Below are 26,669 nucleotides of genomic sequence, written 5' to 3' on the forward strand. Positions count from 1 at the left end.
ATTACGCCGCCCCGGAAGGGGAAGCACCCCCTTCGGTCCCGGCACCCTCGTCCGACCCCGCAGGTGCGGTGGGAGGGCCCTGCTCCAGCAGCCGCCGGAACCCGTCCTCGTCGAGGACCGGTACGCCGAGTTCGACCGCCTTGTCATGCTTCGAGCCCGGATTCTCCCCGACCACGACATATGAGGTCTTCTTCGAGACCGAACCGGCCACCTTCGCTCCGCCGGCCTGCGCCGCCTCCTTGGCCCCGTCCCGGGTGTAACCGGCCAGCGTGCCCGTGATCACCAGGGTGAGCCCGGCCAGCGGCTTGGGCCCGGTGTCGGCCGGGACCGACGGGCGTACCCCGGCGGCGAGCCAGCGCTCGACGATCTGCCGGTGCCAGTCGACCGCGAACCACTCGACGATGGACTGCGCGATCGTCGGTCCGACGCCCTCGATGGCGGCCAGTTCCTCGGCCGTCGCCCGGGACACCCGCTCCAGCGAGCGCAGTTCGCGGGCCAGCTCCCGCGCCGCGCTCGGGCCGACGTGCCGGATGGACAGGGCCACCAGGTAGCGCCACAGCTCGCGGGTCTTCGCCGCCTCCAGCTGCTCGATCAGCTGCTCGGTGGTCTTCGTGGGGACCGAGGGCTTCTTGGCCGTGGGTTTGGTGTAGAAGTAGGGCACCAGTTCCCGGTCGCCGTCCTTCGCGTCCTTGCCGCGGGCCTGCTGCCTCATCCGGGGTGCGGCCAGCTTCTGCACCGTCAGGTCGAACAGGTCGCCCTCGTCGCGCAGCGGCGGCTCCCCGTCGTCGGGCTGGGTGAGCGCGACGGCGGCTTCATATCCGAGTGCTTCGATGTCCAGGGCGCTGCGGCCGGCCAGGTACGCGACGCGCTCCCTTATCTGTCCGGGACAGTGCCGCGTGTTGGGGCAGCGCAGGTCGATCTCGCCCTCCTTCTGGGCGGCGATCGGCGTACCGCAGTCCGGGCAGTTCTTCGGCATCTCGAACGGCCGCTCGCTGCCGTCGCGCAGGTCCACCACCGGCCCGACGATCTCCGGGATCACGTCCCCGGCCTTGCGCAGGATCACGGTGTCGCCGATGAGCACGCCTTTGCGCTCGACGACCTCCTGGTTGTGCAAAGTGGCGAAGCCGACCGTGGAACCCGCCACCTTGACCGGCTCCATCACCGCGTACGGCGTGACCCTGCCGGTGCGGCCGACCTGGACCTTGATGTCGAGCAGCTTGGTGGTGACCTCCTCCGGCGGGTACTTGAAGGCGATGGCCCAGCGCGGGTCCTTGGAGGTGGCGCCGAGGCGGCCTTGCAGCGCCAGGTCGTCGACCTTGACCACGACGCCGTCGATCTCGTGCTCGACGTCGTGCCGGTGCTTGCCGTAGTACTCGATGTACTCCTTGACCCCGTCCAGGCTGTCAACCACCCGGACCCGGTCGGAGGTCGGCAGCCCCCAAGCGCGCAGCAGTTCGTACGAGTGCGACTGCGAGTCGACCGTCAGCCCGCGGCGCGCGCCCATGCCGTGCACGACCATCCGCAGCGGGCGCTGCGCCGTGATCTTCGGGTCCTTCTGCCGCAGCGAGCCGGCCGCGGCGTTGCGCGGGTTCGCGAAGGTGCGGCCCTCGGACTCCTGCATGGCCGCGTTGAAGTCGTCGAACTGCGCGGCCGGGAAGTAGATCTCGCCGCGCACCTCGACCAGCTCCGGCACCGGGTGCTCGGCACTGCCGGCCAGGCGATGGGGTACACCCTCGATCGTGCGGACGTTCGGCGTCACGTCCTCGCCGATGCGCCCGTCACCCCGGGTGACGGCGCGCGCGAGCCGGCCGTGTTCGTAGACCAGGGAGATCGCCAGCCCGTCGACTTTCAGCTCGCACAGGTACGCCGGGACCGCGCCGACCTCCTTGAGCACCCGCTCGTGCCAGGAGTCGAGCTCCGCGAAGTCGAAGGCGTTGGCCAGCGAGAGCATCCGTTCGATGTGCGGCACCGAGGTGAACTCGGTGGAGACCGCGCCGCCCACCCTCTGGGTCGGCGAGTCGGGGGTGCGCAGCTGCGGGTTATCCCGCTCCAGCGCGTCGAGCTCGCGCATCAGCGCGTCGTACTCGCCGTCGGAGATCGTCGGCGCGTCCGCCACGTGATAGCGGAACCGGTGCTCCTCGATCTGCTCCGCCAGGTCGGCATGCCGGGAGCGCGCGGCGCTCAGCGGGTCGCTGCCAGCCGCGCCGCCAGCCGGTTCACCAGCCATCGGACCGTCCCCTCGTGCTCGTCGGTAGGTCAGAACCTACCGGCCGCCACCGACAAGACTAGTCAACCTCTTCAAGGGCCCGAGCGGTGTCCCGGCACAGCCGCAGGGCCCGGCGCGCCCAGCCGGGCGATGCCCCGGAAAGGCCGCAGGACGGGGTGACGATCACCGCTTCGGCCACTTGCGGCCAGGAGAAACCCAGGCGCCGCAGGCGGAGCACGCGGTCCCTCAGCTCGCTCACGGCCGGCCCGGGCGTGGCCGGCTCGGTCGAGGGAACGACGCCGGCAAGCAGGAGCACGCCAGCCTCGATGAGCTCGCCCAGAGCCTCGTCATGCCGTCCGGACAACAACGACATATCAAAGGAGATGCCTGCCGCCCCGGCACGATGCAGCGTGCCGAACGGTACGTCCGGCGCACAGCAGTGCACGATGACAGGAATGGCCGAGTCTGCCGGGCCGCCGGCTTTGACGCCGTCGATGACGGACCGCAGGAGGTCGCGTACGACGTTCTCCTCGACCGCGCGCAAAGCGCCGAAGCCGCTTGCGGTACGGACGGAGCCCTTCAACACGCCGGGCAGTGACGGTTCATCAAGCTGGATGACAAGCTGCGCGCCGGGCACTCGCTTTCGCAAGTCCTGCGCGTGCAACCGCAGTCCTTCGGCAAGGGAAGCGGCGACGTCGCGTACTGCGCCCGTATCCGCGAGCATCTTGTCGCCGTGCGGTAACTCGACCGCAGCTGCCATAGTCCACGGTCCAGCGACTTGGATCTTGAGCGGGCCGACGTACCCCTGCGTGTACTCCTCCAGCAGATCCAGGTCCGCCGACAGGTGGCTTCGCGCCCGTCCGTGATCGCGTCCGGGCCGGTCCACGATCCGCCATCCGGAGGGCTGGACCTCCGCGTAGAGGTCGACCAGGAGCGCGGCACCGCGCCCGATCATGTCCGCGCCGACGCCGCGTTGCGGAAGTTCGGGGAGAAAGGGCACCCCCGGCGGCTCGCCGAGCTCGCCCATGACCATGCGGATCGACTCGGCCATGTCGTCGCCGGGTAACGATCCGACTCCTGTCGCGGCGGGCGCGGGTGGCGGCTCGGGCGCGCGTCGGGGGTCAGAATCGGCAGCAGCGGTGGTCATGCAGCCGAGCCTAGACCGTCCGGTCGCTTCCTCCGACTCAGCGAACGCGCACCAAATCCGCTGCGCGACACCGGCGGTTCTGCAACACTCTGGCACTCAACGGGGTAGTGATCCCGCGCGCCGGTCCGCGACACGACTTAGCCGGGCTGGAACGGGTAGCAGCGTGTCTGACGTTGAAAATTCTGAAACACGGGCACAGGGAGCAACGGCAAGCAGCGGCAGAGGAGGGAACCGCATGCAGACTATCTTCTTCGCGGCCGACGCCGAGCAACTGCTGCGGCTGGCGACCGCCGGGGGCGAGACCGACGGACTCGACCTGGCCTGCGTAGACGCGGCGGATCTGGACCCGGCGCAACTGCTGGAGCTGGACACGCTGATGACCGGCCACGACCCTGTGGCGGTGCGGGAGGCGGTGCTCACACCGGCACGCGAGCTGGCGCCGGGACCCGGCGCGTTGGCGCAGGGCACGGAGGAACGCGTCGTGCTTTGCGTCCGTCCGGCGCTGGCCCGCAGCCTACGCGGCCGCATCGACGAAGAACTCGACGACATCGCGCTGGACTGGGAGCTGCGGGCGTGGGGCGCGGACTGGAACGCGCAACGCTACGGAGCGCTGTTGCGGTCGCTCTCGTTGCTGGCCGAGGTGGCGCACAACGAGCGGCGCGGGGTGTACGTGCGCTTCGACGTCTGACCGAAGGGCCTTGGTGGACTCCCGGGGACTCCTCGTCGTGCCCGGCTTGTCAGTGCCCGGCGCGCGTTCCGGCCTGCTCGGTAGCGCGGCGCGTCGCGCTGATCGTGGCCGAGCCGATGACGCGCGTTCCGTCGTAGAGCACTGCGGTCTGCCCGGGCGCGATCCCGCGTGCGGGCGACGAAAGCTGTGCCGTGACAACGCCCTGTTCCACGTCGTACCGCACTGCCGCGGGGACCGGCTCGCCGTGCGCGCGCATCTGCACTAGGCACTCGAACTCTTCCGCATCGACCGGACCGCACCAACGCGGATGGCTACCGGAGACCTCGGTCACGGCCAGTTCCTCCGTTGTGCCCACCGTGACGGTGTTGGTCACCGGAGAGATGTCCAGCACGTAGCGCGGCCGACCGTCGCCAGCCGGGTCGCCGATCCGTAACCCCTTGCGCTGGCCGATGGTGAAGCCGTACGCGCCGGAGTGCGAACCGACCACGGCGCCGGTGGTGTCCACGATCGGGCCGGTCTCGGTGCCCAGTCGCTCGGCGAGGAAGCGGCGGGTGTCGCCGTCGGCGATGAAGCAGATGTCGTGCGAGTCCGGCTTGTCGGCGACGGCGAGGCCGCGCCGGTCGGCCTCGGCCCGCACGTCGGTCTTGAGCGAGTCGCCGAGCGGGAACAGGGCGCGGGCCAGTTGCTCCGCGTCCAGGACGCCGAGGACGTAGGACTGGTCTTTGGCCGGATCGACGGCGCGGTGCAGTTCGCGCGCGCCGTTCGAGTGCTGCACGATGCGCGCGTAGTGCCCTGTGCACACCGCGTCGAAGCCGAGCGCTAGCGCCTTGTCCAGCACGGCGGAGAACTTGATCTTCTCGTTGCAGCGCAGGCAGGGATTCGGAGTGCGTCCGGCGGCGTATTCGCTGACGAAGTCGTCGACCACGTCGGCGTGGAAGCGTTCGGCGAGGTCCCAGATGTAGAACGGGATGCCGATCACGTCGGCGGCGCGGCGGGCGTCGCGCGAGTCTTCGACGGTGCAGCAGCCACGCGCCCCGGTGCGGAAGGATTGCGGGTTCTTGGACAGCGCGAGGTGGACCCCGGTCACCTCATGCCCGGCCTCGACGGCCCGGGCGGCCGCCACCGCCGAGTCCACTCCCCCGGACATCGCCGCAAGAACACGCATGGTTAATAGGGTACGTGCTGCCGCGAGCCGATTTGTTCAGATGATCAGCCGAGATGGACTGCTCTACAGCTTCGGCGCCTCGAGCCGGACCTCCATCGAGAACGGGATCTCGGTCTGCAGATGGCCGATGTGTGTCCGCATCAGCCGGTAAGCGCCCCCGTAGAGCTGGTGCTCATGCACGATCGGCGCCAGGTCCGCGCCGCGCTCGACGAGCCAGAAGGTCGGGATGCCCATCGCCGCGTACATGATCGGCTTGTCCTCGCGATCGCGCTCCTCGGACTCCGGCGAGATGATCTCAGCCGCGACAAGAACATCAGCCGGTGAGTAAATGCTCTTGTCGGCTTCGACCGCGCCGGCGCGCACGATCGAGAGATCCGGCTCAGGGGCGGAGCGATTGCTGCGCCGCACTGCCATCTCGAAAAGAAGCGCGTACTCGTCCGGCACCTGGTCGTACAGCTGCCGGTCGAACATGCGGATGATCGCCATGTGCCAGGTCTTCTGCGGACTCATGACGAGAACCCCACGGATCAGTTCCGTGTGCTTCGGCAGGTTGTCCGGGAGGTTGTCGAGTGTCCAACCATCCTCTGGCGTCATGGGGAGGGTCGGTGCTGTCATGACACGGCTCCTTCCGGTTTCTGCCGGTGGATCCAGAGTAGCAATCAGGCGAGGCGGCCAGCTCAGCTCAGGCCGGCGGAGCGGGCCCGGTCGACCACGGCCGGGAGTGCTTCGACCAGCGTCTCGACGTCTTCGGTCGTCGAGGTGCGGCCGAGGGAGAACCGCAACGAGCACCGCGCCAGCTGCGACGGCACGCCCATCGCCAGCAGCACGTGGCTCGGCTGTGCGATACCCGCCGAACAGGCCGAACCGGTGGAGCACTCGATGCCCTGCGCGTCGAGCAACAGCAACAGCGAGTCGCCTTCGCAGCCGGGGAAGCAGAAGTGCGCGATACCGGGCAGCCGCGCCTCGGGGCCGCGATCCGGATCGCCCGACAGCACCGCGTCCGGGACCGCGTCGAGCACCTCGTCGATCAGCAGGTCCCGCAGCTGTGCCAGGCGCTTGGCCTCCTGATCCCGTTCGCGCACGGCAGCGGTGGCGGCAGCGGCGAAACCGGCGATCGCGGGGGTGTCCAGCGTGCCCGACCGCACGTCGCGCTCCTGGCCGCCGCCGTGCAGCAGCGGCGTGAGCTCGGCCTTGCGGTCCAGCAGCAGCGCGCCGACGCCGATCGGGCCGCCGATCTTGTGCGCCGTGACGGTCATGGCGTCCAGGCCGCTGGCGGTGAAGTCCACCGGCAGATGGCCGAAAGCCTGTACCGCGTCCGAGTGGATCGGCAGGTCGTGGGCGTGTGCCACGGCGACCAGGTCCAGGACCGGCTGCACGGTGCCGACCTCGTTGTTGGCCCACATGACGGTCACCAGGGCGACGGACTGTGGGCCGGGACCGCGCCGGATCGCTTCGTCCAGTGCCGCGGGATGTACCCGGCCGTGCGCGTCCACGGGCACCCAGTCGATGCTCGCGCCCTCGTGCTCGGCGAGCCAGTGCAGCGTGTCCAGAACCGCGTGGTGCTCGATCTTCGGCGCGAGGATGCGGGTGCGGCGCGCATCCGCCGCGCGCCGCGCCCAGTACAGGCCCTTGACCGCCAGGTTGTCGGCCTCGGTGCCGCCGCCGGTGAACACGACGTGGCTCGGCCGCGCGCCCAGAGACTCGGCCAGCGCCTCTCGGGACTCCTCGACCACGCGGCGGGCCGCGCGCCCCGAGCCGTGCAGCGAGTTCGCGTTGCCGACCCGCATGTACTGCTCGGTGATCGCCGCGACGGCGTCAGGATGCAGCGGCGTGGTGGCCGCGTGATCGAGATAAGTCATTTCACTCTCAAGTGTAGTGGCCCCGGCTTGTGCCGCCGGGGCCACATCACCTGAGCGACGCACTACGCGCGCACCGTGTCACTTGCGCTTCGCGATCTCCTCGGTGAGCTGCGGGATCACCTTGAACAGGTCGCCGACCACGCCGTAGTCCACCAGCTCGAAGATCGGGGCCTCGGGGTCCTTGTTGACCGCGACGATCGTCTTCGAGGTCTGCATCCCGGCGCGGTGCTGGATCGCACCGGAGATGCCGGCCGCGATGTAGAGCTGCGGGGAGACGGTCTTGCCGGTCTGGCCCACCTGCGACTGGTGCGGATACCAGCCCGAGTCGACGGCGGCGCGGGACGCGCCGACCGCCGCGCCGAGTTGGTCGGCCAGCGCCTCGATCACGGAGAAGTTCTCGGCCGAGCCGACGCCGCGGCCGCCGGAGATCACGACGGCGGCCTCGGTCAGCTCCGGCCGGTCGCCCTTGGGCACCACGACCCGGTTCACGACCTTCGCCAGCTTCGCCGCGTCGCTCAGCTCGACCGACACCTCGACCCGCTCGGCCGCGGCCGGCGCGGCGGCCGGAGGCGTCGAGTTCGGGCGCATCGTGATGATCGGCGTGCCGGTGGTGACCGCGGAGTGCACGATCGAGGAACCGCCGAAGATCGACTGCTCGGCGACGAGGCGGTCCCCGTCGAGCCTGAGGTCGCCCGCGTCGGTGATCACACCGGAATCGGTCTTGATCGCCAGCCGTCCGGCGACCTCCTTGCCCTCGGCGGTGGCCGGCACGAGGACCGCGGCGGGCTGCGCCTCGGCGATTAGCTTGGCCAGCAGCTCGGCCTTGGGCGCGACGACGTAGCCGGTCAGCTCGGGGTCCTGCGCGACGTACACCTTCGCGGCGCCGTACTCGGCCAGCTTGTCCTTGGCCTCGTCGTATCCGGAGCCGATGAACACGGCGGCCGGCGTGCCCAGCTCGCGGGCCTTGGTGAGCAGTTCGAGGGTGACCTTCTTGACCGCGCCGTCGGCGTGGTCGACCAGAACGAGGATCTCAGCCATCTGACAGCTACCCGGCCCTTCCTAGACGAACTTCTTCGTGGCGAGGAAGTCGGCGAGCTCGACCCCGCCGCTGCCCTCGTCGGTGACGATGGTGCCCTTCGAACGCGGCGGGGTGACCGTCGCGTCCAGCACCTTGGACCACGAGCCGACTGCGCCGACCCGCGCGGTGTCGATGGCCGCGGCGGCCGCGTCCAGGGTCTGCACCGGCTTCTTCTTGGCGGCCATGATCCCCTTGAAGGAGGGGTAGCGCGGCTCGTTGATCTTCTCGACGACGGAGACCACCGCGGGCAGGCCGGCCTCGACCACGTCGTGGCCGTAGTCGGTCTGCCGGTTGATCTTGATCGACGTGCCGTCCACCTCCACCTTCGACGCGAAGGTCAGCTGAGGCAGGCCGAGACGCTCGGCCAGCAGCGCCGGGACGATCGAGGTGCGCGCGTCGGAGGCCTCGGAGCCGAGGATCACCAGGTCGTATTCGAGCGTGCCGAGCACCTGCGCGAGCGCGTAGGACGTACCCACGGCGTCGGAGCCGGCGAGCGCCGGGTCGGTGAGGAAGACCGCCTTGTCGACGCCCATCTGCAGCGCCTTCTTGTACGCGTCGGTCGCGCCCTCAGGGCCCATGCAGACCACGGTCACCTCGCCGCCGTGCTTCTCGGCCAGCTGCAGCGCCTCCTCGACGGCGAACTCGTCCATCTCGTTGATGAGGCCGTCCACGGACGCACGGTCGACGGTGAGGGTGTCGGGATCGAGCCGCTTCTCAGCCCAGGTGTCGGGCACCTGCTTAACAAGGACAACGATCTTCATTGCTCCGGCGCCTCCCGCACGGTCGGTCTTTCGGTAGTCGGGTGCCGGACCTCCGGTGCCCTGCCGGACGGTTCCAGTCCCTCAGCCGAGAATACGGGATTCCGGCTACCAAACTACCGTTCAGTAATGTGTCGTGGACCACAGCATGCCACACGCGCGCGGGTGGAGGGATGGCCCGCCCGCCGCGGCTTCCCTACTGTCCGCCTGCGACCATGTCCAGCCCTGCCGGGGAACCGCTCGTCCGTGCCAGCTTCCGAGCGCGCCGGTAGGCCGCGAGGAAAAGCGCCGAAGCCCCGAGCTGGAACGCCAGGGTCGGCGCGAGGTAGGCCAGTCGGACCAACCCGCTGCCGATGGCGTAGCAGCCGGCGGCGAACAAGCCGACCAGCACCGGGAGCACGGTCAGCACGAGGACGCCGCGCCGCTGCACCGGCTCGCGATCCGCCCAGACCAGCAGCGCCGTCCAGCCGGCCATCAATGCAGCGCACAGCCCGGCGGCGTAACGGTAGTCCGGCCCCGGTGCGAAACGGTCGATACCCAGCATCGCCCCGGCGGCCCCGGGAGCCAGCAACAGCACGACCATCGCCGCGTCCACGATGGCCCCGGTCCAGTAGGCCAGGTGCAGCAGACGGTTCGGGCTCGTCATCTCGTTCCTCCTATCGAGGTCGACATCGCCGTGAGGGATCCACGGACGAAGGTGCGCAGATCAGCCGCGAACCGGGCGACGGTGGCCACCTCGGCGGGTGAGTAGCCGTCCAGAAAACTGTCGAGATCCGCGCCGAGGCGCGCCCGCAGCGCGGTGATCTGGGCGTACAGGCTCTCACCGAGCGGGGTCAGCCGCACCGTGGCGGTGTTCTTGCGGGAGCGGTCCTTGTCGACCACGACGATCCCCTTGCCGGCAAGCCGGGAGACCGTCTGCGACACGGCGCCCTTGGTGATGCCGAACTGCCGGGCGATCTCGACGAAGCTCATGCCGCGCACGGCGCACACCAGCAGGTGCGTCTCCGACGGGTGCAGTCGCACTCCCGCGGCCTCCACGATCTGCTTCTTGTCCAGGTACAGCACCGCGTCGAGGACGTCGATGAGGACCTCGCTGATCGGGACTTCGCCGATAGGGACGTCGGACGGTTCGTTCATACTCTGAGTTTAGCAGGTAAACTCACGGTTGGTCGCCCGCGCGTCGAGCCACCGACACCGACACCGCCACCGCCACCGGCCCGGCGCCATGCCCGGCCGTCGAGCTCCGCGCGTCGAAATCCGCACAGCAGCTCGCCCACCCTGCGAAGGTTCGTGGTCAGCGCACTATCGAGTCCGGGTCAGTCCGGGCCAGTCCTGTCCTGACCTGCTCACAGCTTCGGAGCGATGTGCTCGGCGAACAGCCCTCGGCGCTGCTGCGGCCAAAGGTGACAGGAGACGAGCGTGCCCTGGCCGTTGTCTACGAGCTGCGGTACCTCGTTCCGGCAGTGCCCACCGGCCATCTGTGCGTACCCGCAGCGGGGGTGGAACGCACAGCCGGAGGGCACGTTGATCAGCGATGGCGGGTTGCCCGGGATCGGCAGCAGCCGCTCCTGCACGGCCCGGTCCAGCCGCGGCATCGAACCGAGCAGGCCCCACGTGTAGGGATGCTCCGGGTCCGTGAACACGGCCTTGGCCGGCCCGTACTCCACCGCCTTGCCGGCGTACATCACCATGATGTCGTCCGCGAGCTCCGCCACCACGCCCAGATCGTGCGTGATCACGATCAGGGCGCTGTTGAACTCCTGCTGCAGGTCCCGCATCAGGTCCAGGATCTGCGCCTGCACCGTCACGTCCAGCGCCGTGGTCGGCTCGTCCGCGATCAGCAGCTGCGGATTGCACACCAGCGCCATCGCGATCATCGCGCGCTGCCGCATGCCGCCGGAGAACTGGTGCGGGAAGTCGTCCACCCGGGCATCCGGCTGCGGGATGCCGACGCGGTCGAGCATCTCGATCGCGCGCTTGCGGGCGACGGCCTTCGACGCCCGGTTGTGCACCAGGAACGCCTCCGCGATCTGCTCGCCGACGGTGTAGTACGGGTGCATCGCGGACATCGGGTCCTGGAAGACCATCGCCAGCTTCTCGCCGCGCAGCGTCTCCAGCCGCTCGGGCGGCGCGGCGACCAGATCCTCCCCGTCCAGCCGGATCTCGCCGCGGATGCGAGCGCCGCCGCGCCCGCGCTTGTCCGGCCGCTTGTGCAGGCCGAGCAGCGCGAGCGAGGTGACCGACTTGCCGGAACCGGACTCGCCCACGATGCCGAGGGTCTGCCCGCGCCGCAGCGTGAAGCTGAGCCCGTCCACCGCCTTGACCAGGCCGTCCTCGGTCGGGAAGTGCACGTTCAGGTCACGCACCTCGAGAAAGGCCGGACCGTCGCGCTCAGGCTCGGCGCCGCGAGGCTGCGGCCGGCCCTCCGGCTCGCTCGCCACGCGCGCCGGCTGGAACCAGTTCGAGGGCTGGTTCGGCCTGCTGTGCCGGCCGCTCACGCCAGCCTCACCCGCGGATCCACGACGGCGTAGAACACGTCCACGACGATGTTGGCGACCACGATGAAGAAGGCGGCCAGCAGTGTCACGCCCATGACCACCGGGAAGTCGTCCTGCTGAATCGAGTTGATCGCGAGCAGGCCGAGGCCGGGCAGCGAGAAGGTGACTTCGAGCAGCACCGCGCCGCCGAGGACCGCGCCCAAGTCCATGCCGAAGATGGTGATGATCGGGGTGAGCGCGGACCGCAGTGCGTGCCGGTAAAGCACCTTTCGCTCACGCACGCCCTTGGCTCGTGCGGTACGCACGAAATCCTCGTTGAGTGCGTCGAGCATGCCCGCCCGGGTCATGCGCGCGTACAGAGCCGCGTAGCCGAAGGCCAGCGCGACCCAGGGAATCGACAGGTGCTGCGCCCACTGGAACGGATTGCTGAGGAAGGGCACGTACGTGGTGTTCCACCGGCCCGTGAGCGCTTCAAGGAGCGGGCCGACGAAGTACACCGGCAGCGCCACACCCGCAAGCGCGATACCCATCGACACGCGGTCGGCGATGCTGCCCTTGCGTACTGCCGAGATCACTCCGGACAGCACGCCGAACACCAGCCACAGCACGCCGGCGCCGAGCGCGATCGAGACGGTCACCGGCGCGCGGCTGAGCAGAGTCGGCCAGACCTGCTCGTAGTTCTTGAACGAGTATCCGAAGCAGGGGGCGTTGCAGTGGATCAGCGAAACCCCGTCGCTGTAGGTGCGGCCGTGGACGATGCCGATCACGTAGTCGAAGTACTGCGCGAACAGCGGTTTGTCGAAACCGAAGCGGTCGACCACGGCCCGCAGCGCGAGCGGATCCTGCTGCTTGCCGACGTAGGCGGCGGCCAGGGACTGCGGGGTCTGCCCGGCCCACAGCGGCAGGATATAGAAGATCCAGAACGTGATCAGGGTGACCACAAGCAGCAGGCCGACGGCGGCCAGCAGACGCCGGACGATGTAAGTCAGCATCGTGATGAGTGGCTCGGCCGTCGCCGATCGCGGATCGGCGCCGCCGCTGGCCGTTCACCTGCCTTCGCGGAGCGTGGGGTTTGTTCGGTGTTTCCTGCTCGGTGCTTCCTGGTGCTGGTCTTCTTGCGACGGTGCTTCCTGCTGCGGTGCTGGCGGCGAGCGGTGTCCGCCGCCTCCCGGACCGCTCCCGGGGCCCCGGATCCGCCGGGACCGCCGAGAGCGGCGCGCGCCACGCGCTGACGCGATGCGGGTCAGCTGCCTGAGACGCCGAGCATGGAGAAGTCCGGCATGCCGAACGCGGGCTGCATGTACCAGTTGGCGACGTTCGCCGGGTGGTATTCCAGCGCCTTGTTGTACGTCAGCGGCACGATCGCGGCGTCGTCCATCGCCTGCTGGTCGATCTGCGCACCGACCCGTGCACGCGTCGCGGCGTCGTTGGTCCCCAGGTACTGGCCGAACAACTGCTGCACCTTCGGGCTGCTGTAGTCGCCGAGGTTGGTCGAACCGCCGCCCGGGTGGATGCCGTCGGGCGTGATGACCTGGTCAAGGTCGCCGAACACGTCCGGCCAGTCGGCCAGCCACTTCATCATCGACAGGCCGATCTTGTTCGACTTGACGAAGGCGTCGTTGCCGGCGAAGGCGCTGAAGTACTTGTCCGAGGGGTACTTCTCGATCTCCACGTTGATGTTCGCCAGCGCGAGCGCGGCCTGGATGGCGACCGCCGAGTTGACCTCCTTGGGCCGGTCCAGCCGCGCCGACAGCTTGACGTTGAGCATGCCGCCGCCGGTGAACTGGCCGGGCTCGGCCTTCTGGCAGGTCGCCAGCTCCGCCTTGGCCTGCTGCGGGTCGCCCTGGTTGCCCGGGGTCGGGTACCGGTTCGACTGCTCGTAGCCGGACATGTTCGGAGTCAGCAGCGTGGAGGCGATGTCACCGCCTCCGATCGAGCCGCCGAGCGCGGACTGCACCGTGGTCTTGTCCACCGCGAACTCGACCGCGCGCCGGCAGTCGATGTTGTCGAACGGCTTGACCTGCGTGTTGATGGTCATGAAGGTCAGCGCGTTGGTGTAGCCGTCGTCCGCCTGGCTCTTGAGCGCGGGATTGGCGAGGATCTGCGACTGCGCGGTGGTGCCCACGCCGGTGCCGCCGAGGTCGACGTCGAGCTGCCCGTGCAGCAGTTCCTGATCGAGCTGGTCCTGGTTCAGGTCGAGCTGGACCGTGATCTTGTCCGCGGTGACCTTGTGGATGCCGTCCGGGTCGGAGGAGGACTTGAAGTTCGGGTTCGGCACCAGCACGGCCTGCTTGCCCGGCACGTACGAGGAGACCTCGTACTGGCTGGAGGAGACCACGGACTTGTAGTAGTTCGCACCGGTGTCCTTGGCCCGCGGCACCGGGATGGTCGAGGGCAGCGCCGCCAGCTCGGGGAAGTCGGAGAACTTCCGGGTCAGGTGGAACTTGATCGTGTCGGTGCCGTCCACCTCGATGCCGGAGACCCCGTCCGCGGGGTTCTTGTCGAGGTAGGGGCCGCGGTAGTTCGTCTTGTCCTGGACGATGTTCTTGAAGTACCCCGGCCCGTTGACCAGCGTGTCCTGCCCCCAGTTCGAGCGCTCGACCGCGTACTTGACGTCAGCCGCGGTGACCACGCTGCCGTCCTGGTACGTGGCGCCGTCGCGCAGGTGGAAGGTCCAGGTCAGCCCGTCGGGGGAGACCTGGCCGGTGTCCGTGGCCAGGTCCGGCACGAGTTGCAGGCCGGCCGTGCCGGGCGCCTGCTTCCACGTCACCAGCGAGCGGCCGTAGAGCCGGATGAAGTCCCAGGAGAAGCCGTAGTAGGTGTTGCCCGGGTCGATCGAGTCCCAGTCGGAGGCCATCGCCATGCGCAGGACGCCGCCCGGGTGCGACGACGGGTTCACGACCGTGGTCATGCCCGCGTTGAAGCTGCTGGTCGACGAGTTGACAGCGCCCGATGACGAGCTGCCGCAGGCGGAGGCGGCGGTGGCGACGGCTATCGCGCCCGCGACCGCGGCGATGAGCTTGGTCTTTCGCATGGTGCGGAGAAACCCCTCAGTGTGCGAGTGACCGGGCCGTTCAGGGCCCGGGTGGGTAATGCCGGAGACGCGCCGTAACACGGTCAACGCGACCCCTTCGGATCAAAGGCGTCGCGCAGCCCGTCGCCGAGCAGGTTGAACGCCAGGACCGTGACGAAGATGGCGGTGCCGGGCACGATCAGGTACTCCGGGTCGATCTGGAAGGTGCTGATCGCGGAGTTGATCATCGCGCCCCAGGACGGCGTCGGATCCTTCACGCCGACGCCGAGGAAGGAGAGCCCGGCCTCGAACAGGATGTTCGCCGGGATCAGCAGGGTCGCGTAGACCAGGATGGGGGCGAGCAGGTTCGGCAGCAGTTCGCGCACGATGATCCGGCCCGGCCGGGCGCCGAGGGAGCGGGCGGCGGCGATGAACTCGCGCTCGCGCAGCGCGATGGTCTGACCGCGCACGATCCGCCCGATGTAGGGCCAGGAGAAGAAGCCGATCACCACCACCAGCACGCCGAAGCGCAGCCCGGAACCGGACAGTCCGAACGCGGTGTCCGGCAGCACGCCGATGATCGCGATGGAGAACAGCAGCAGCGGGAAGGCGAGGAACACGTCCATGATCCGACTGATGATCGCGTCGACCCAGCCGCCGAAGTAGCCCGCCACCAGGCCCAGCGCCACGCCGATCACGAGGGCGACCAGGGTGGAGGTCCCGGCGATGCCCAGCGAGACCCGGGCTCCGTAGAGGACGCGGCTGAAGAGGTCTCGGCCGTTGGGCAGGTCCACCCCGAGCCAGTGCCGGGCGCTGATACCGCCCATCCCGCCGTAAGGGATCTGATAGTTCGGGTCGATCAGCTTGTTGTGCAGCGAGTCCGGATCGTTGCCGCTGAGGGCGGACAGCGGACCCGCCAGCAGCGCCGCGAGCACGAGCAGGAGGACCACGACGCCGCCGGCCATCGCGAGCCGGTCCCTCTTGAGTCGGTTCCACGCGATCCGGCCGAGGGAGCGCCCTTCGATCGCCGGCGCGGCCGGCGCGGCGTCGGCGCCGGGCAGGAACGTCCCGTCCGACTCCCTGGTCATCGTCATCGAGTCGCGTCCTTGAGAAACCGTTTCGGTGCAGGCGAAGCGGCTCTCCGCGCCTTCGGCGCGACCCTGTGGGGCTACGCACACCGGCGCGGATCACCGCCGACGTGTGCGGTGCTGCTCAACACGGCGCCTTGGTAGGCGCCGCCAGGCAGGACCCTGCCCCAAACGGAAGATCGAAGGGAAGAGCCCGTCGGCCTCCGTTGCGCAACCGTGATCAGTCGGCCATGCCGCCGCTTTCACCCTTTACTGCTGGTGACCGGGCGTATGCGAACTGTTCCGGATCTTTCGCGCATTTACGGGCATCGGCGACTGCTGCCACTTCGCATCGGACGGCGCGAGGTCTCGAACACCGCGCTCCCGGCCGGGTTGGGTCGGGGCGACCCTATCGCGGGGTGTCCGGCGCGGCATACCTGGGGTCCTTACCGGTCGTGGCTCGATGACGTCGCATCGGACTCGATGTGTCGAACGTGTTGCGACGAATTCGTAGCGTCGGGCTCATCGCATCGCACCCGCCGGGTCGCACTCAGCGAGTCGCGGCGGGCAGCACCAGGTCGAGGAAGCGCTCGACGTACCCGTCGTCCACCGGCTCGCCGGCGATCAGCAGCCGGTGCACCATCGTTCCGGCGATCACGTCGAACAGCAGGTCCGGATCCGTGATCCGCCCCCCTTCGCCGCGGGCGTCGGCCCGGCGTGCCCCGGCATGCACGAGCCGCCGCTGCCGGTCGACGATCTTCTCCCGGACGGCGGCGCGCAGCCCGGGGTCGCGTGCGGCGTGCGCGGCCAGTGCCAGGAAGGCGGTCTGCGTCTCCGGGCGGCCCAACAGCGCTATCAGGTCCCTGATGGCAATGGTGGCGTCGGCACGCACCGAGCCGGCGTCCGCCGGCTCCAGGGTGTCGAACAACTGGGCCATCGCGTCGACGACGAGCTCCGCCTTGCCCGGCCAGCGCCGGTAGAGCGTGGTCTTCGCGACGCCGGCCCGGGCCGCGACATCGCCCAGGGTCATGCCGTCCCAGCCGCGTTCCGCCAGCAGCGCGCGGGCTGCGGCCAGGATCGCCGCGTCGGCCCCAGCGGACCGGGGACGGCCGCCGCGCCCGCCCGTTTCCGAACCTTCACGACCGTTCCCGGTGACCGACGCCACGCCGCGCCGCCTTTCCGTCCGCCGTCAGATTCCGCTACGCTACGACTCGTATCGGAAATCGTCCACTGCGGCACCGCGCGGAACCGAGGGAAGCGCCCGATGGGGATCGGGCGCGTGGGACGTGCGGGACGGGTGCGCCGGGCTTCGCGCGCGGTGCGCCATCCGCGTCCTCGGGGATGGGACAATGGAGCACATGCGACCTTCGTTCTCGATGTCGGGTGTGGTGGACCTGTCCGCGCTCAAGCAGCCGTCCGGTCCGCCCGCGGGAGCGCCGCAGGGCTCGGCCCCGGGCTCCGCTCCCCAGGCCACCGCGTCACAGGCCACCGGACAGGGCTCCGCGTCACTGCGCCCCGCGTCTCAGGGTTCCGAATACGTGTTGGACGTGTCCGAGGCCGACTTCCAGTCCACCGTGCTGGAGCGCTCCCTCCAGGTGCCGGTGGTGCTGCACGTGGGTGCGGACTGGTCCGAGCAGAGCAGGCAGCTCGCCGATCTGCTGGAGCGGCTGGCCGCCGAGTTCTCCGGGGGTTTCGTGCTCGCTCGGGTGGACGCGGAGGCGAACCCGCGGCTGGTGCAGGCGCTGCGGGTCCAGGGTGTCCCCTCGGTCAAGGCGATCGTGGCCGGCGAGTTGATCGGCGAGTTCTCCGGGGCTCAGCCCGAGGCGCAGGTGCGCCAGTGGGTCAGTGAGCTGCTGGCGCTGGTCCAGCGCGAGTTCGGGCTCGGCGGCGGGAACACCGGCGGCGCGCAGCCGGCCGAGCCGCCGATGGATCCCGCGCTGGCCGCCGCCTACGACGCGCTCGCGGCCGACGATCTGGACGGCGCGGCCCGCGCACTGCACAACGTGCTGAGCCAGAACCCGAGCCATCCCGACGCCAAGCCGGCCCTGGCGCAGGTCGAATTGCTGCGGCGGACCAGGGACGCCGATCCGGCCGCCGCGATGACGCTGGCGAAGCAGAACCCGAAGGACATCGACGCGCAGTGCGCCGCCGCGGACGCGGCGATGGCCACCGGCGACGCGGACACCGCGCTGGCGCTGCTGCTGGCCGCGGTGCGGGTCTTCACGGGCGAGGAGCGCGATCGGGCGCGCAAGCTGCTGCTCGACTACTTCGAACTGCTCGGTCCGCAGGATCCGCGGGTCGGCCCGGCGCGCTCCCGGCTCACCACGCTGCTGTTCTAAGAGGGCGTTTGGTCTGGTTTTGGGGGCGAATCGGCCGATCGACGACGCTCGCTGCGTTGCCGAAACACCCACAGACAACCCGGTATGAGGGTGTTCCGGCGCCTTGCGAGCGCCGCCGCTTGGCCGATTCGCTGCCTGGTACCCGACTTCTCGGGCAAAACGGACGTCTAACTATCGTGATGGTTGACCCCAAAACCAGACCAAACGCCCTCTAAGTTTCAGAGATCCTTCGGCCTGGTTTCGGGGTCTTATGCAACGGCCGGTCTGCCGCGGATGCCCGGATTGTCAGGGAAGGCATGGTGAATCGGCCGACCGGCCTGTGTCTTCCACGCGATGACGGTTCGTCACGTAGCACAGCGACCCTCCGCGCGGGGTCACTCGAACGAGTGACCCCGCGCAGCGCATTACTAACTATTTACCGTTGCGCACGTCACCGCTTTCTCTAGCGCTGCGTAGTCAGCCGTGCGTATGTCGGCGCGAAATGCCTGGAATAGCGGGTTGCGCGGGCATGCCGGAGCGACCGCGAGGCCACAGCGCCGGCGAAATCCCCGCTGAGCTCGCCCGCCGCTTGGTTACCGGTCGGTAACGAACCCCTTGTATTGCGTCCACCTGTCGAGCACGATCGCTCCTACCCGGTCAGGCGGGTCCCACCCCCACGGTGGGACTCGCCCGGTTCCCCACCGGGTCAGCGCCGATGGAGTCGCGTCTTTTCCGCGTCCGCCGGTGCATTGCTCGCAGCGCCACCACCGCGCGGCCGTGGAAACGCGGGCGCCGCGCGGTCCCTCGGTTCCGCCGCGGCCCGGACATCCGGCGCCGCGCAAAGCTTCAGGAGTGGACGTGAAGGACACCTCCGGCGCCCAGGTTCTCGGGCGCACCTCGTGGAAACGGCTCGGCCTCGTCATGGTGCCGACCGTCATTGCCGCGGGCGCACTTTCCGTCGCCATGGCCAACGGCGCCATCGCGGCCTCGTTCGCCGTATCGGGCCAGCAGTTCAAGCTGACCGCGGGTACGCTCACCGGCACCGGCTTCGTGCAGTACGGCACCGTCGACCAGCACGTCGACGGCTCGCCGGTCCCGGCCGCCGTGTCAGCGTTCGCCTCGGCGGACATCACCAACCTGTGCCAGTCCGTGGTGACTCCAATTCCGGGCATCGGCAACGTCACGCTGACCATCAGGGCCGGCGGCGGCAGCACCCCGGTGCACGCCGACAACCTGATCATCGACATGTCGCAGCTGAACGCCAGCACCGCGACGTTCACGAACATCAACATCGGCCAGGACGCCTCGACGCTCAGCGGGAGCGCCACCGGCGCGAAGGGCCAGGCGGGACTGTTCGGCCAGCAGGCCGAGAAGGCCGACCTCAGCGGCGTGCAGCAGGTGGCCTACTCGACCAACGCGGGCAGCTTCCAGCTGCACGACATGTCGCTGGGCATTTCCATGGGCAGCAACCCCTGCTTCTGACGATCCGTTTCCTGACGATCCGTTAGAGTCCGCACTTCGGAGCAGTCCGCAACCGCCAGGCGCGGGTGCGGGGACAAGTGTGTCCCCGCACCCTTCGCCGCCCTTACCGGAGCAGCAGCGATGACTACGCACACCCTTGACAGCCCTGCGTCCAGAGAGCCGAATCAGCCGGCCGTGCTGCGCGCCCTGCGCGCCTTCCGGCACTGGCGCAAGGGACGGCCCTTCCCCGCCGGACTGCTGATCGTGCTTGCCGGAGTCGAACTCTGGCTCGCGCCGCTCTCGTCTATAGGCAACATCATCCACGAAGGCGTCGGCGGGGTATCGGCGTTCTTCATCGGCGCCCTGATGATCATGTTCGGGCTCACCGTCTGGCTCGCCCCGGCCTACCGGGTGTTCGCCGGGATCGCCTCGATCCTGCTCGGCCTGATCGCGCTGCCCGCCACCAACCTCGGCGGCTTCTTCATCGGCACGCTGCTTTCGCTCATCGGCGGCGGCCTCGCGGTGGCGTGGACCCCGCGGCCTGGCTGGGTCGCGCCGACGCGCCGCGAACGGCGCCGGCCGGGCGCCGACGAGCAGCAGCCCGAGACCCCGGCGCAGACGCAGACGCAGGCCGGCGAGAGCGCCGACGAGCCGGCGTTCATGCAGGCCGAGGCGCCGGCCGGCCCCAGTGCCGAAGAAATGGCCGCGCTGGAGGCCCGCACCCACGACGAAGCGGCCCCGGCCAGCGCCCTTGCGGAAGTGGAGGACGGCGGTGCCGACCAGCACCCGCAAGACTGAGGACAAGAACCGGCGCGCCCTGGTCGCGCTCGGCGCGCCGATGGCCGTCGCGGCCGTCGCCGGGGCACTGACCTTCGCCACGCCGGCCAACGCGGCCGGAGCGTCGTCGCCGCTGCCGTTCCCCACCTCGGTCTGCGGCACCGCCACCCCGGTGGGCGCCGGCTCGGCGAGCCCGTCCGCATCCGCCCACCGCTCGGCCAGCGCCACGCCGAAGGCCGGCGCCAGCGCGAGCGGCACCGGCTCCACCAAACCGAACAGCCCGCGCAGCCCGGCCGCTTCTCCGTCACGTTCGGCCTCCGCGACTGCGTCGCAGAGTCCTGCCGCGGGAGGTACCACTGCGCCCAGCCCCTCGCCGAGCGCGTCGAGTTCGAGCAGCGGCGGGTTCTGGGGATGGCTCAACGGTGTGTGGACCTGGATCTGGGGCTCCGAGCAGCTGCCGCACGCCGGGGCCGCCGTGGTGATGGGCGCGGCGTTCGCGCACTCGTCCGTGCACGTCGACGCGAGCGGGAAGCCGGTGAATCTGGACGGTACGATCGCCCGGGCGAGCAGCACCCCCGGCCCCGGCTCCCTTTCGAGACCGACTCCGGTGTCGGCGCCGACACCGACACCGACCCGGACGTGCATCCCGAAGTCGCAGATCAAGAAGAACACGGCGAGTTCAGCCGGCAACACCGCGGCCGAGCTGCCGTGGCACCTGTCCGCGCCGTCGATGACGATGTACAGCCTGACCTACAACGGCGTCACCACGATTCAGACCGCGAACGGCCCGGAACAGGTCCTTGATTTCACCGCGGCCAAGGTGACGCTGGTGAGCATGGTGACCTTCTCGCAGCAGGGCGGAGGCAAGCTCCAGTACGTCAACGGCGGCCAGGGCCAGACGGTGACGCTGGAGAACGTGCACCTGTGGTCGACCTCGTTCACGGCGGATGTGCTAGGCCTGCTGCACCAGACCTTCACCCCGCAGAACCCGGGCCTGCTGGCCCCGCTGCAGGGCATCACAGTCCCGCTGCCGCTGCTGTTCACGAACGTCGAGGCGGACAACGCGTTCCTCAGCACCGGAACGATCGTGATCCCCGGCTTCAACGGGCACGGAAACTGAGCCGGCGGTAGACCGGCACACCGCCGGGCACGAGCGCGGCGGCCGCGGTGACGCAGAGGGCGGCCCGGACAACGAGGTCCGGGCCGCCCTCTGCGTCACCGCGTGAGCGAGAGCCCGCTCAGCTTCCGCCGCCGAGCAACCCGCCGAGGATGCCACCGGCGACCGCGCCGCCGAGCCCCGCGCGCGCACCGCCGGCCACCGCGCCCGCGGCCGCGCCGACCTCGGCGCCGCCCGGGTGGAAGTAGCCGGACTGCAGCCCGACGCGGCCCGGGCCGGTGAACCGGTTGAACACCAGGTTCCCGCCGCCGCCGAGGATGCCCGTCTTCAGGCCGAAGACCTGCTGCGAGTACTGCACGCTCATGTCGCGATAGATCCACGAGCCCGGCTCGACGTCGATGACCTCGCCGGGCTGGAGCACCACCTCGAACGCGTTGCCGTGCGCGTGCAGCCACAGCACCCCGTCGCCCTGGTGCGCCTCGAAGCGGTCCTGCCAGAAGCCCTGGCTGCCGAAGAGCATCGAGCCGATACCGCGCACCCGCTCGAAGTTGTACGCCAGGTTCGCGGTGGCGGCCAGGAACTGGTGCTCACGCACCAGGATCGCGCTACCGTGCGGCACGGTCAGCGGGAAGACCTGCCCGGCCGAGTCGCGCGAGAAGGCGATCTCGCCGAAGCCGACCGCCTGGGTCATGAAGATGGGCATGCCGCCGATGACCCGCTTGAACGCGCCCTTGAGCGGCATGATCTGGATGTCGACCTGGGGCTGCTTCCAGAGCACCACGTGGTGCTCGAAGTAGACCGGCACCTGGCCGTTCATGGCCAGGTGCAGCACCGGGACGATCTGGCCTTCGATGCGGTACGCCACCCCGGGACCCTGGCCCTGGGTCACGTGGGATGGAAGCAGGCTTACTTGGGCGGTCACCGGTGGTCCCCCTGTCGTTCGCTGATGTGGTCGGCGACGGTGCCGCGGCAGGCGCGCCGCGGCGTCAGCACCGTCGTTGACCCGCGAGCATACGGCTTACGGGGATTGCGGGAGCGCGCCGCGCGCAGAGGCGATGCCCGCTCAGTCCAGGCCCAGGTCCCGGCGCAGCTTCGCCACATGCCCGGTCGCCTTGACCGCGTACTGGGCCACTTCGACACGGCCGTCCTCACCGACCACGAACGTGGAACGGATGACGCCTTGGACGAGCTTGCCGTACAGCTTCTTCTCGCCGTACGCGCCGTAGCTCTCCAGCACCTTCTTGTCCGGGTCGGAGAGCAGCGGGAAGTTCAGCCCGTCGCGCTCGCGGAACTTGGCCAGCTTCTCGGGCTTGTCCGGTGACAGGCCCAGCACCGCGTACCCGGCCGCCGCCAGCGATTGGAGCGAGTCACGGAAGTCACATGCCTGCTTCGTGCAGCCGGGAGTCATCGCAGCCGGGTATACGTACACGATGACCTTGCGTCCGGCATAGTCGGACAGCGACACCGGTGTGCCGTCCGCGTCCGGGAGAGTGAACTGCGGGGCCTCGGTCCCCGGCTCCAGTCGTACTGACACTGCGGCCGTCCTCGTTCTCGCGCTCGCGGCGGGTCCGCCCCGCCCGGCCTCCAGCCTACGATCGCCGGCCGACAGCGACGCGCGAGACGGGCCCCGCTGCGCCAGACGGCTGACGCCCGAGGGCGCGCGGGCCCGCGGCCGAGGGAAACCTCGAAAAGCGGGTAGGCGGTCACGGACGCTACGAGCGAGGGAGTCGAGGCGATGGCCGAGAAGAAGTCCGAGTGGACCCGCCCCGGGGTGGTCGACGTCGCGAAGGACGAAGGACGCAAGGGAACCGCGGCCGCGAATCCGGTCCTGGTGGTCACCCCCCACGGCGAGGTCGCCGGCACCCAGGTACCGGCCGGCGCCCACGAACAGAAGGACGGAGAGGTCCGGATGGAGGTGAAGGACACTCGCTCCCCCGCCGAGATCGAGGCCGACCTGGACCGCACCCGCGAGCACCTTTCCACCACGCTGGACGAGTTGACCGAGCGGCTCACGCCGCGGGAGGTGCTGCGGCGCGGCGGCCTCAGCCTCAGGTACCAGTTCGTCTCGCGGCGCACCGGGCAGTTGCGGCAAGAGCGCGTCGCCGTGCTGCTGGCCGGCCTCGGCGTCGTGATCGGCGGCAGCGTCGCACTGCACGCGGTACGCGGCCGCGGATCGGGCTGACCCGGTGGTCGGACGGGCCGCGGGCAGCGGCGGGGCGAAGAGCGCGCCGCGGATGCGCTAACGTCGGGACGTGAGTCCGCGAGCCAAGTCCGACGACGAGCAGCCGATCCCGCCAGCCGCCGATCCCGCACTCCGCGGCAAGGACGCGTCCCTCGACAAGCTGCCGATCAAGATGCTGCATGACCGAGTGCTGGTCAGGGCCGACGGCGCCGAGGGCGAACGTCGCTCCAGCGGCGGGATCCTCATCCCGGCGACCGCCCAGATGTCCCACCGGCTGGCCTGGGCCCAGGTCGTCGCGATAGGGCAGAACGTGCGCACGGTGGAGACCGGCGACCGCGTCCTCTACGACCCGGACGAGCGGGCCGAGGTCGAGGTGCGCGGCGTGGAATATGTGCTGCTACGCGAACGCGACATCCACGCCGTGGCCGCCGAACGGCTCGGCGACTCAAGCGGGGCGACCGGCCTGTACCTTTGACCCATGGTCTCGGGCGGTCAGGCGGACGGGGCAGCGGAACAGGCCGTCCCGCGGCCTGTTGACGCGGCCGGCGAGACCTCGGCCGTGTCGGCGCAGCATTCCTACTTCACGTACGCCTTCGGTCTCGCGGCCGGGGCGCTGTCCGCCTACCTGCTCGTGCGCGGGATCGCCCGCGCGGGCGGCGTGATCACCATGGTGCTGCTGGCCGCGTTCCTCGCGGTCTCGCTCAACCCCATCGTCACCGCGCTCACCCGGCAGACCCGAGTGCCGTTGCGGCGCGGCGGCGCGGTACTCGTCGTCGCACTCGGGGTGATGGCGCTGGTCGCCGGGTTCCTCGCGGTGATCGTGCCGCCGGTGGCCGCGGAGGTCACCGCGCTCGTCCGCGCCATCCCGCACGTGCTGCAACAGATCCAGGACCGCTCGACCTTCCTCGGCCGCATAGAGGGCAAGTACCACGTCGTCTCGAAGGTGCAGTCGGCGCTCTCCTCGCGCGGCCTCGGTTCGAGCGCGGTGTCCGGGATCCTCGGCGCCGGGAAGTACGTGCTCTCCACACTCACCTCGACGCTGGCTGTGGTCGCGTTGACGATCTACTTCCTCGCCGGGCTGCCCAACATCGTCGCGGTGGCGTACCGCGCCGCGCCCGCATCCCGTCGCGACCGGGTACGTGCGCTCGGGGACGAGATCCTGACCCAGGTCGGCCGGTACATGCTCGGTTCCGCGCTCAACGCGTCGATCGCGGGGCTGGCCACCTACATCTGGACCGCGGCCTGGGGCATCCAGTACCCGGCCGCGCTCGGGCTGCTCGTCGCACTGATGGACATGATCCCGGTCATCGGCTCGACCATCGGCGGCGCGATCGTCACTCTGGTCGCGCTGACCGTCTCCACCCCCGTGGCCATCGCGACGCTGTTGTTCTACATCGGCTTCCGGCTCACCGAGGACTACGTCCTGCTGCCCAAGGTCATGCGGCACGCGGTGGACGTGCCGCCGATCGTGACTGTGGTCGCGGTGCTGGTGGGCGGCTCGCTGCTGGGCATCATCGGCGCACTTGTGGCTATCCCGACCGCCGCAGCGCTCAAGTTGATCACGGTCGAGGTGCTCATTCCCCGTCTCGATCGGCGCTGATCGACAGCGGTGCGGCCGGCGCCGCGTTCGGTGAACGCCGGTTGCCCGACCGCAAGCAGTACTCGTGTATGCATGACGGGTGAGCCGGGGCGCACTAGGGTGTGCTTTTGGAAGGAGCGCCGGATGACGCGATACTTCCAGAGCGTGCCCGAGTTCTCCCGGGGCGCCATGGATGCGGACTTCGACTGAGTAGCGGCCACATTGAACAGCAGCACTGACCTCGTCGTCCTCGGCGCGGGACCGGCCGGGCTCGCCGCCGCGTGGCGAGCGGCCCGACGTGGCCTCTCCGTCGTGGTGCTGGACCGTGCGGAGGCCGTCGGGGGCATGGCAGCCTCCTTCGACGTGGCCGGGGTCCGTGTGGACTACGGAAGCCACCGCCTCAACCCCGACATGCCCGCGTACGTGCTGGCGGATCTGCGCTACCTGCTCGGCGGCGACCTGCAGACCCGGTACCGCGACGGACGGCTACTGGTGGGCGAGCGGTGGATCACGTACCCGTTCAAGCCGCGCGAACTGGCCCGCGCGCTGCCCGCCGTCCCGATGGCGCGCGCCGCGTTCGACGCGATCTCCACGCCGTGGCGCCGGTCGAAGGCCCCCGAGAACCCTGACACTTACGCCGAACTGATGCGCGCCGGCTTCGGGCCGACGCTGTACGAGCAGGTGTACGCGCCCTACGCGCGCAAGCTCTGGGGTCTGACCGGCGACCAGATCGACGCCGATCAGGCGCGCCGCAAGGCCGGCGCCCCTACCGCGCTCGCGGCGCTGGTGCGGTCGGTGCGTTCCGCGATGTCCAGCGAATCGCTCGCCTACCTCTATCCGCGGCGCGGCTTCGGCCAGTTGTGCGAGACGCTCGCCGACGCCGCGGTCACGGCGGGTGCCCGGTTGCGGCTCGGCGCGATGGTCGAGCGGCTGGACGTCGGCGAGAGCGACATCGCGGTGCGGTTGGGCCGCTCGGAGCACCACGCGGCCGCCGCGGAGCGCGGCGGCTGGTCCGGTCTCGACCACTGGGAGAGCAGCGGCTGGCTTCGCGCCCGGCACGTCTTCTCGACGCTGCCGCTGCCGCTGCTGGCCCGGATGACCTCGCCGGGTGCGCCCTACGAGGCGGTGGAGGCCAGCGGCAACCTGCGCTTCCGCGCGATCGTGCTCGTGTACGCGGTGCATCGGGGCGGGCGCTGGACGAAGCACGACGTGCACTACCTCCCGGCGTCCGACACACCGGTCAGCCGGATCTCGGAGCCGGCGAACCACCGGATCAACCCGGAGGACCCGGAGGACCGTTCGGTGGTCTGCTTCGAGCTGCCCTGCGACATCGGCGACGAGATCTGGAACGCCTCCGACGACGGGCTGAGCGATGTGATCGCGGACACGGTGCGGCGCACCGGCCTGCCGCCGTTGAACGTCGAGTGGCTCCAGGTGAAACGGCTGCGCAACGTCTACCCGGTCTTCCAACGCGGCTACAAGGAGCACCTCGCCGTGCTCGAGGAGTGGGTGGAGGGGCTCGGCAGCATCACCACCTTCGGCCGGCACGGCCTGTTCACCCCGGACAACACGCACCACGCGATGGTGATGGGCTACGAGGCCGCCGACGCGCTCGGCAGCGGCCAGTTCGACCGGAGCCACTGGTCGGCCGCCCGCGATCGCTTCGCCCAGCACAGCACGGAAACCTGACCGCCACCGCCTGACCGCCGGCCGGCCGCAAGTCACACCGGTCCCTTACCTGGTTTTTAGCTGAGCC

25 protein-coding genes are annotated in these 26,669 nt (G+C 69.8%); 9 read left to right on the plus strand and 16 right to left on the minus strand.

Features of this window, described 5'->3' with window-relative positions; all coding sequences use genetic code 11:
* Position 1: 1 nt before the first annotated feature.
* Both ligA and KGA66_RS02005 read right to left on the minus strand, forming a co-directional pair.
* Entirely contained in the window at positions 2–2,227 is a 2,226-nt protein-coding gene (gene ligA, locus KGA66_RS02000) for an NAD-dependent DNA ligase LigA (RefSeq protein ID WP_211463834.1), read from the minus strand.
* 58 nt (positions 2,228–2,285) lie between these two features.
* Positions 2,286–3,239, minus strand: a complete 954-nt coding sequence (locus tag KGA66_RS02005) for a methionine synthase (RefSeq protein ID WP_369015790.1) — start codon at positions 3,237–3,239, stop codon at positions 2,286–2,288.
* 349 nt (positions 3,240–3,588) lie between these two features.
* Here KGA66_RS02005 and KGA66_RS02010 point away from each other — a divergent pair, with 349 nt between their 5' ends.
* Positions 3,589–4,041: a hypothetical protein gene (locus KGA66_RS02010; RefSeq protein ID WP_211463838.1), complete on the plus strand. Its 453-nt coding sequence runs from the start codon at positions 3,589–3,591 to the stop codon at positions 4,039–4,041.
* A 49-nt stretch (positions 4,042–4,090) separates the two neighbouring features.
* Here KGA66_RS02010 and mnmA read toward each other — a convergent pair whose 3' ends face one another.
* The 12 genes from mnmA to KGA66_RS02070 form a co-directional block, all read right to left on the minus strand.
* Positions 4,091–5,206 carry a tRNA 2-thiouridine(34) synthase MnmA gene (gene mnmA, locus KGA66_RS02015; protein ID WP_211463840.1) on the minus strand — a complete coding sequence of 372 codons (1,116 nt, stop codon included), beginning with the start codon at positions 5,204–5,206 and terminating at the stop codon, positions 4,091–4,093.
* A 63-nt stretch (positions 5,207–5,269) separates the two neighbouring features.
* A complete protein-coding gene (locus tag KGA66_RS02020) occupies positions 5,270–5,821 on the minus strand; it encodes a Uma2 family endonuclease (protein ID WP_211463841.1) in 552 nt (183 codons plus the stop codon).
* A 62-nt stretch (positions 5,822–5,883) separates the two neighbouring features.
* Positions 5,884–7,065, minus strand: a complete 1,182-nt coding sequence (locus tag KGA66_RS02025) for a cysteine desulfurase family protein (RefSeq protein ID WP_211463842.1) — start codon at positions 7,063–7,065, stop codon at positions 5,884–5,886.
* A gap of 78 nt (positions 7,066–7,143) precedes the next feature.
* Positions 7,144–8,103 (minus strand): electron transfer flavoprotein subunit alpha/FixB family protein, encoded by a 960-nt coding sequence (locus tag KGA66_RS02030; RefSeq protein ID WP_211463843.1) that lies wholly within the window; start codon positions 8,101–8,103, stop codon positions 7,144–7,146.
* A gap of 21 nt (positions 8,104–8,124) precedes the next feature.
* On the minus strand, positions 8,125–8,904 hold the full coding sequence (locus tag KGA66_RS02035; protein WP_211463847.1) for an electron transfer flavoprotein subunit beta/FixA family protein: 780 nt from the start codon (positions 8,902–8,904) through the stop codon (positions 8,125–8,127).
* Positions 8,905–9,097: 193 nt separating this feature from the next.
* Complete coding sequence (locus tag KGA66_RS02040; RefSeq protein WP_211463849.1) at positions 9,098–9,547, minus strand: hypothetical protein; 450 nt, start codon at positions 9,545–9,547, stop codon at positions 9,098–9,100.
* Complete coding sequence (locus KGA66_RS02045) at positions 9,544–10,038, minus strand: helix-turn-helix domain-containing protein (protein WP_211463851.1); 495 nt, start codon at positions 10,036–10,038, stop codon at positions 9,544–9,546. Before KGA66_RS02045 ends, KGA66_RS02040 begins: the two co-directional genes overlap by 4 nt.
* A gap of 209 nt (positions 10,039–10,247) precedes the next feature.
* A complete protein-coding gene (locus KGA66_RS02050; RefSeq protein WP_312886695.1) occupies positions 10,248–11,399 on the minus strand; it encodes an ABC transporter ATP-binding protein in 1,152 nt (383 codons plus the stop codon).
* A complete protein-coding gene (locus KGA66_RS02055; RefSeq protein WP_211463853.1) occupies positions 11,396–12,391 on the minus strand; it encodes an ABC transporter permease in 996 nt (331 codons plus the stop codon). The genes KGA66_RS02050 and KGA66_RS02055 overlap by 4 nt, the downstream gene beginning before the upstream one ends.
* 251 nt (positions 12,392–12,642) lie before the next feature.
* A complete protein-coding gene (locus tag KGA66_RS02060) occupies positions 12,643–14,433 on the minus strand; it encodes an ABC transporter substrate-binding protein (RefSeq protein WP_211463855.1) in 1,791 nt (596 codons plus the stop codon).
* 83 nt (positions 14,434–14,516) lie between these two features.
* The gene (locus KGA66_RS02065; RefSeq protein WP_211463856.1) at positions 14,517–15,506 is read right to left on the minus strand and encodes an ABC transporter permease; all 990 of its coding nucleotides are present in this window, start codon (positions 15,504–15,506) and stop codon (positions 14,517–14,519) included.
* Positions 15,507–16,029: 523 nt separating this feature from the next.
* A complete protein-coding gene (locus KGA66_RS02070) occupies positions 16,030–16,644 on the minus strand; it encodes a TetR/AcrR family transcriptional regulator (protein WP_312886697.1) in 615 nt (204 codons plus the stop codon).
* 193 nt (positions 16,645–16,837) lie between these two features.
* On the opposite strand from KGA66_RS02070, the gene KGA66_RS02075 reads away from it, so the two are divergent.
* The 4 genes from KGA66_RS02075 (at position 16,838) to KGA66_RS02090 (ending at position 21,155) form a co-directional block, all read left to right on the plus strand.
* Entirely contained in the window at positions 16,838–17,818 is a 981-nt protein-coding gene (locus tag KGA66_RS02075) for a tetratricopeptide repeat protein (RefSeq protein ID WP_211463858.1), read from the plus strand.
* A gap of 837 nt (positions 17,819–18,655) precedes the next feature.
* Positions 18,656–19,279, plus strand: coding sequence for a DUF6230 family protein (locus KGA66_RS02080; RefSeq protein WP_211463860.1), 624 nt, complete (start codon positions 18,656–18,658; stop codon positions 19,277–19,279).
* A gap of 120 nt (positions 19,280–19,399) precedes the next feature.
* Complete coding sequence (locus KGA66_RS02085) at positions 19,400–20,056, plus strand: DUF6114 domain-containing protein (protein ID WP_211463861.1); 657 nt, start codon at positions 19,400–19,402, stop codon at positions 20,054–20,056.
* On the plus strand, positions 20,031–21,155 hold the full coding sequence (locus KGA66_RS02090) for a hypothetical protein (RefSeq protein ID WP_211463862.1): 1,125 nt from the start codon (positions 20,031–20,033) through the stop codon (positions 21,153–21,155). The genes KGA66_RS02085 and KGA66_RS02090 overlap by 26 nt, the downstream gene beginning before the upstream one ends.
* 118 nt (positions 21,156–21,273) lie before the next feature.
* On the opposite strand, the gene KGA66_RS02095 is transcribed toward KGA66_RS02090, so the two are convergent.
* Positions 21,274–22,074, minus strand: a complete 801-nt coding sequence (locus KGA66_RS02095; RefSeq protein ID WP_211463863.1) for an AIM24 family protein — start codon at positions 22,072–22,074, stop codon at positions 21,274–21,276.
* A 141-nt stretch (positions 22,075–22,215) separates the two neighbouring features.
* Positions 22,216–22,686, minus strand: coding sequence for a thioredoxin-dependent thiol peroxidase (bcp, locus tag KGA66_RS02100; protein WP_211463864.1), 471 nt, complete (start codon positions 22,684–22,686; stop codon positions 22,216–22,218).
* Between the two features lie 201 nt (positions 22,687–22,887).
* Here bcp and KGA66_RS02105 point away from each other — a divergent pair, with 201 nt between their 5' ends.
* The 4 genes from KGA66_RS02105 to KGA66_RS02120 all read left to right on the plus strand — a co-directional run bounded on the left by KGA66_RS02105 (position 22,888) and on the right by KGA66_RS02120 (position 26,602).
* Positions 22,888–23,334, plus strand: a complete 447-nt coding sequence (locus tag KGA66_RS02105) for a DUF3618 domain-containing protein (protein WP_211463865.1) — start codon at positions 22,888–22,890, stop codon at positions 23,332–23,334.
* A 172-nt stretch (positions 23,335–23,506) separates the two neighbouring features.
* A complete protein-coding gene (locus tag KGA66_RS02110; RefSeq protein ID WP_211463975.1) occupies positions 23,507–23,809 on the plus strand; it encodes a GroES family chaperonin in 303 nt (100 codons plus the stop codon).
* A 3-nt stretch (positions 23,810–23,812) separates the two neighbouring features.
* Positions 23,813–24,934 carry an AI-2E family transporter gene (locus KGA66_RS02115; RefSeq protein WP_211463866.1) on the plus strand — a complete coding sequence of 374 codons (1,122 nt, stop codon included), beginning with the start codon at positions 23,813–23,815 and terminating at the stop codon, positions 24,932–24,934.
* Between the two features lie 201 nt (positions 24,935–25,135).
* Positions 25,136–26,602, plus strand: a complete 1,467-nt coding sequence (locus KGA66_RS02120; protein WP_211463867.1) for an FAD-dependent oxidoreductase — start codon at positions 25,136–25,138, stop codon at positions 26,600–26,602.
* The last annotated feature ends 67 nt before the right edge of the window (positions 26,603–26,669 follow it).

The sequence above is a fragment of the Actinocrinis puniceicyclus genome (genome assembly GCF_018283645.1).
GTDB lineage: Bacteria > Actinomycetota > Actinomycetes > Streptomycetales > Catenulisporaceae > Actinocrinis > Actinocrinis puniceicyclus.

Excerpts from the sequence above, each read along its gene's own strand:
- ligA (WP_211463834.1), bottom strand. The coding sequence starts at position 2,227 with ATGGCTGGTGAACCGGCTGGCGGCGCGGCTGGCAGCGACCCGCTGAGC.
- KGA66_RS02005 (WP_369015790.1), bottom strand. The coding sequence starts at position 3,239 with ATGGTCATGGGCGAGCTCGGCGAGCCGCCGGGGGTGCCCTTTCTCCCC.
- KGA66_RS02010 (WP_211463838.1), top strand. The coding sequence starts at position 3,589 with ATGCAGACTATCTTCTTCGCGGCCGACGCCGAGCAACTGCTGCGGCTG.
- mnmA (WP_211463840.1), bottom strand. The coding sequence starts at position 5,206 with ATGCGTGTTCTTGCGGCGATGTCCGGGGGAGTGGACTCGGCGGTGGCG.
- KGA66_RS02020 (WP_211463841.1), bottom strand. The coding sequence starts at position 5,821 with ATGACAGCACCGACCCTCCCCATGACGCCAGAGGATGGTTGGACACTC.
- KGA66_RS02025 (WP_211463842.1), bottom strand. The coding sequence starts at position 7,065 with ATGACTTATCTCGATCACGCGGCCACCACGCCGCTGCATCCTGACGCC.
- KGA66_RS02030 (WP_211463843.1), bottom strand. The coding sequence starts at position 8,103 with ATGGCTGAGATCCTCGTTCTGGTCGACCACGCCGACGGCGCGGTCAAG.
- KGA66_RS02035 (WP_211463847.1), bottom strand. The coding sequence starts at position 8,904 with ATGAAGATCGTTGTCCTTGTTAAGCAGGTGCCCGACACCTGGGCTGAG.
- KGA66_RS02040 (WP_211463849.1), bottom strand. The coding sequence starts at position 9,547 with ATGACGAGCCCGAACCGTCTGCTGCACCTGGCCTACTGGACCGGGGCC.
- KGA66_RS02045 (WP_211463851.1), bottom strand. The coding sequence starts at position 10,038 with ATGAACGAACCGTCCGACGTCCCTATCGGCGAAGTCCCGATCAGCGAG.
- KGA66_RS02055 (WP_211463853.1), bottom strand. The coding sequence starts at position 12,391 with ATGCTGACTTACATCGTCCGGCGTCTGCTGGCCGCCGTCGGCCTGCTG.
- KGA66_RS02060 (WP_211463855.1), bottom strand. The coding sequence starts at position 14,433 with ATGCGAAAGACCAAGCTCATCGCCGCGGTCGCGGGCGCGATAGCCGTC.
- KGA66_RS02065 (WP_211463856.1), bottom strand. The coding sequence starts at position 15,506 with ATGACGATGACCAGGGAGTCGGACGGGACGTTCCTGCCCGGCGCCGAC.
- KGA66_RS02075 (WP_211463858.1), top strand. The coding sequence starts at position 16,838 with ATGCGACCTTCGTTCTCGATGTCGGGTGTGGTGGACCTGTCCGCGCTC.
- KGA66_RS02085 (WP_211463861.1), top strand. The coding sequence starts at position 19,400 with ATGACTACGCACACCCTTGACAGCCCTGCGTCCAGAGAGCCGAATCAG.
- KGA66_RS02105 (WP_211463865.1), top strand. The coding sequence starts at position 22,888 with ATGGCCGAGAAGAAGTCCGAGTGGACCCGCCCCGGGGTGGTCGACGTC.
- KGA66_RS02110 (WP_211463975.1), top strand. The coding sequence starts at position 23,507 with ATGCTGCATGACCGAGTGCTGGTCAGGGCCGACGGCGCCGAGGGCGAA.
- KGA66_RS02115 (WP_211463866.1), top strand. The coding sequence starts at position 23,813 with ATGGTCTCGGGCGGTCAGGCGGACGGGGCAGCGGAACAGGCCGTCCCG.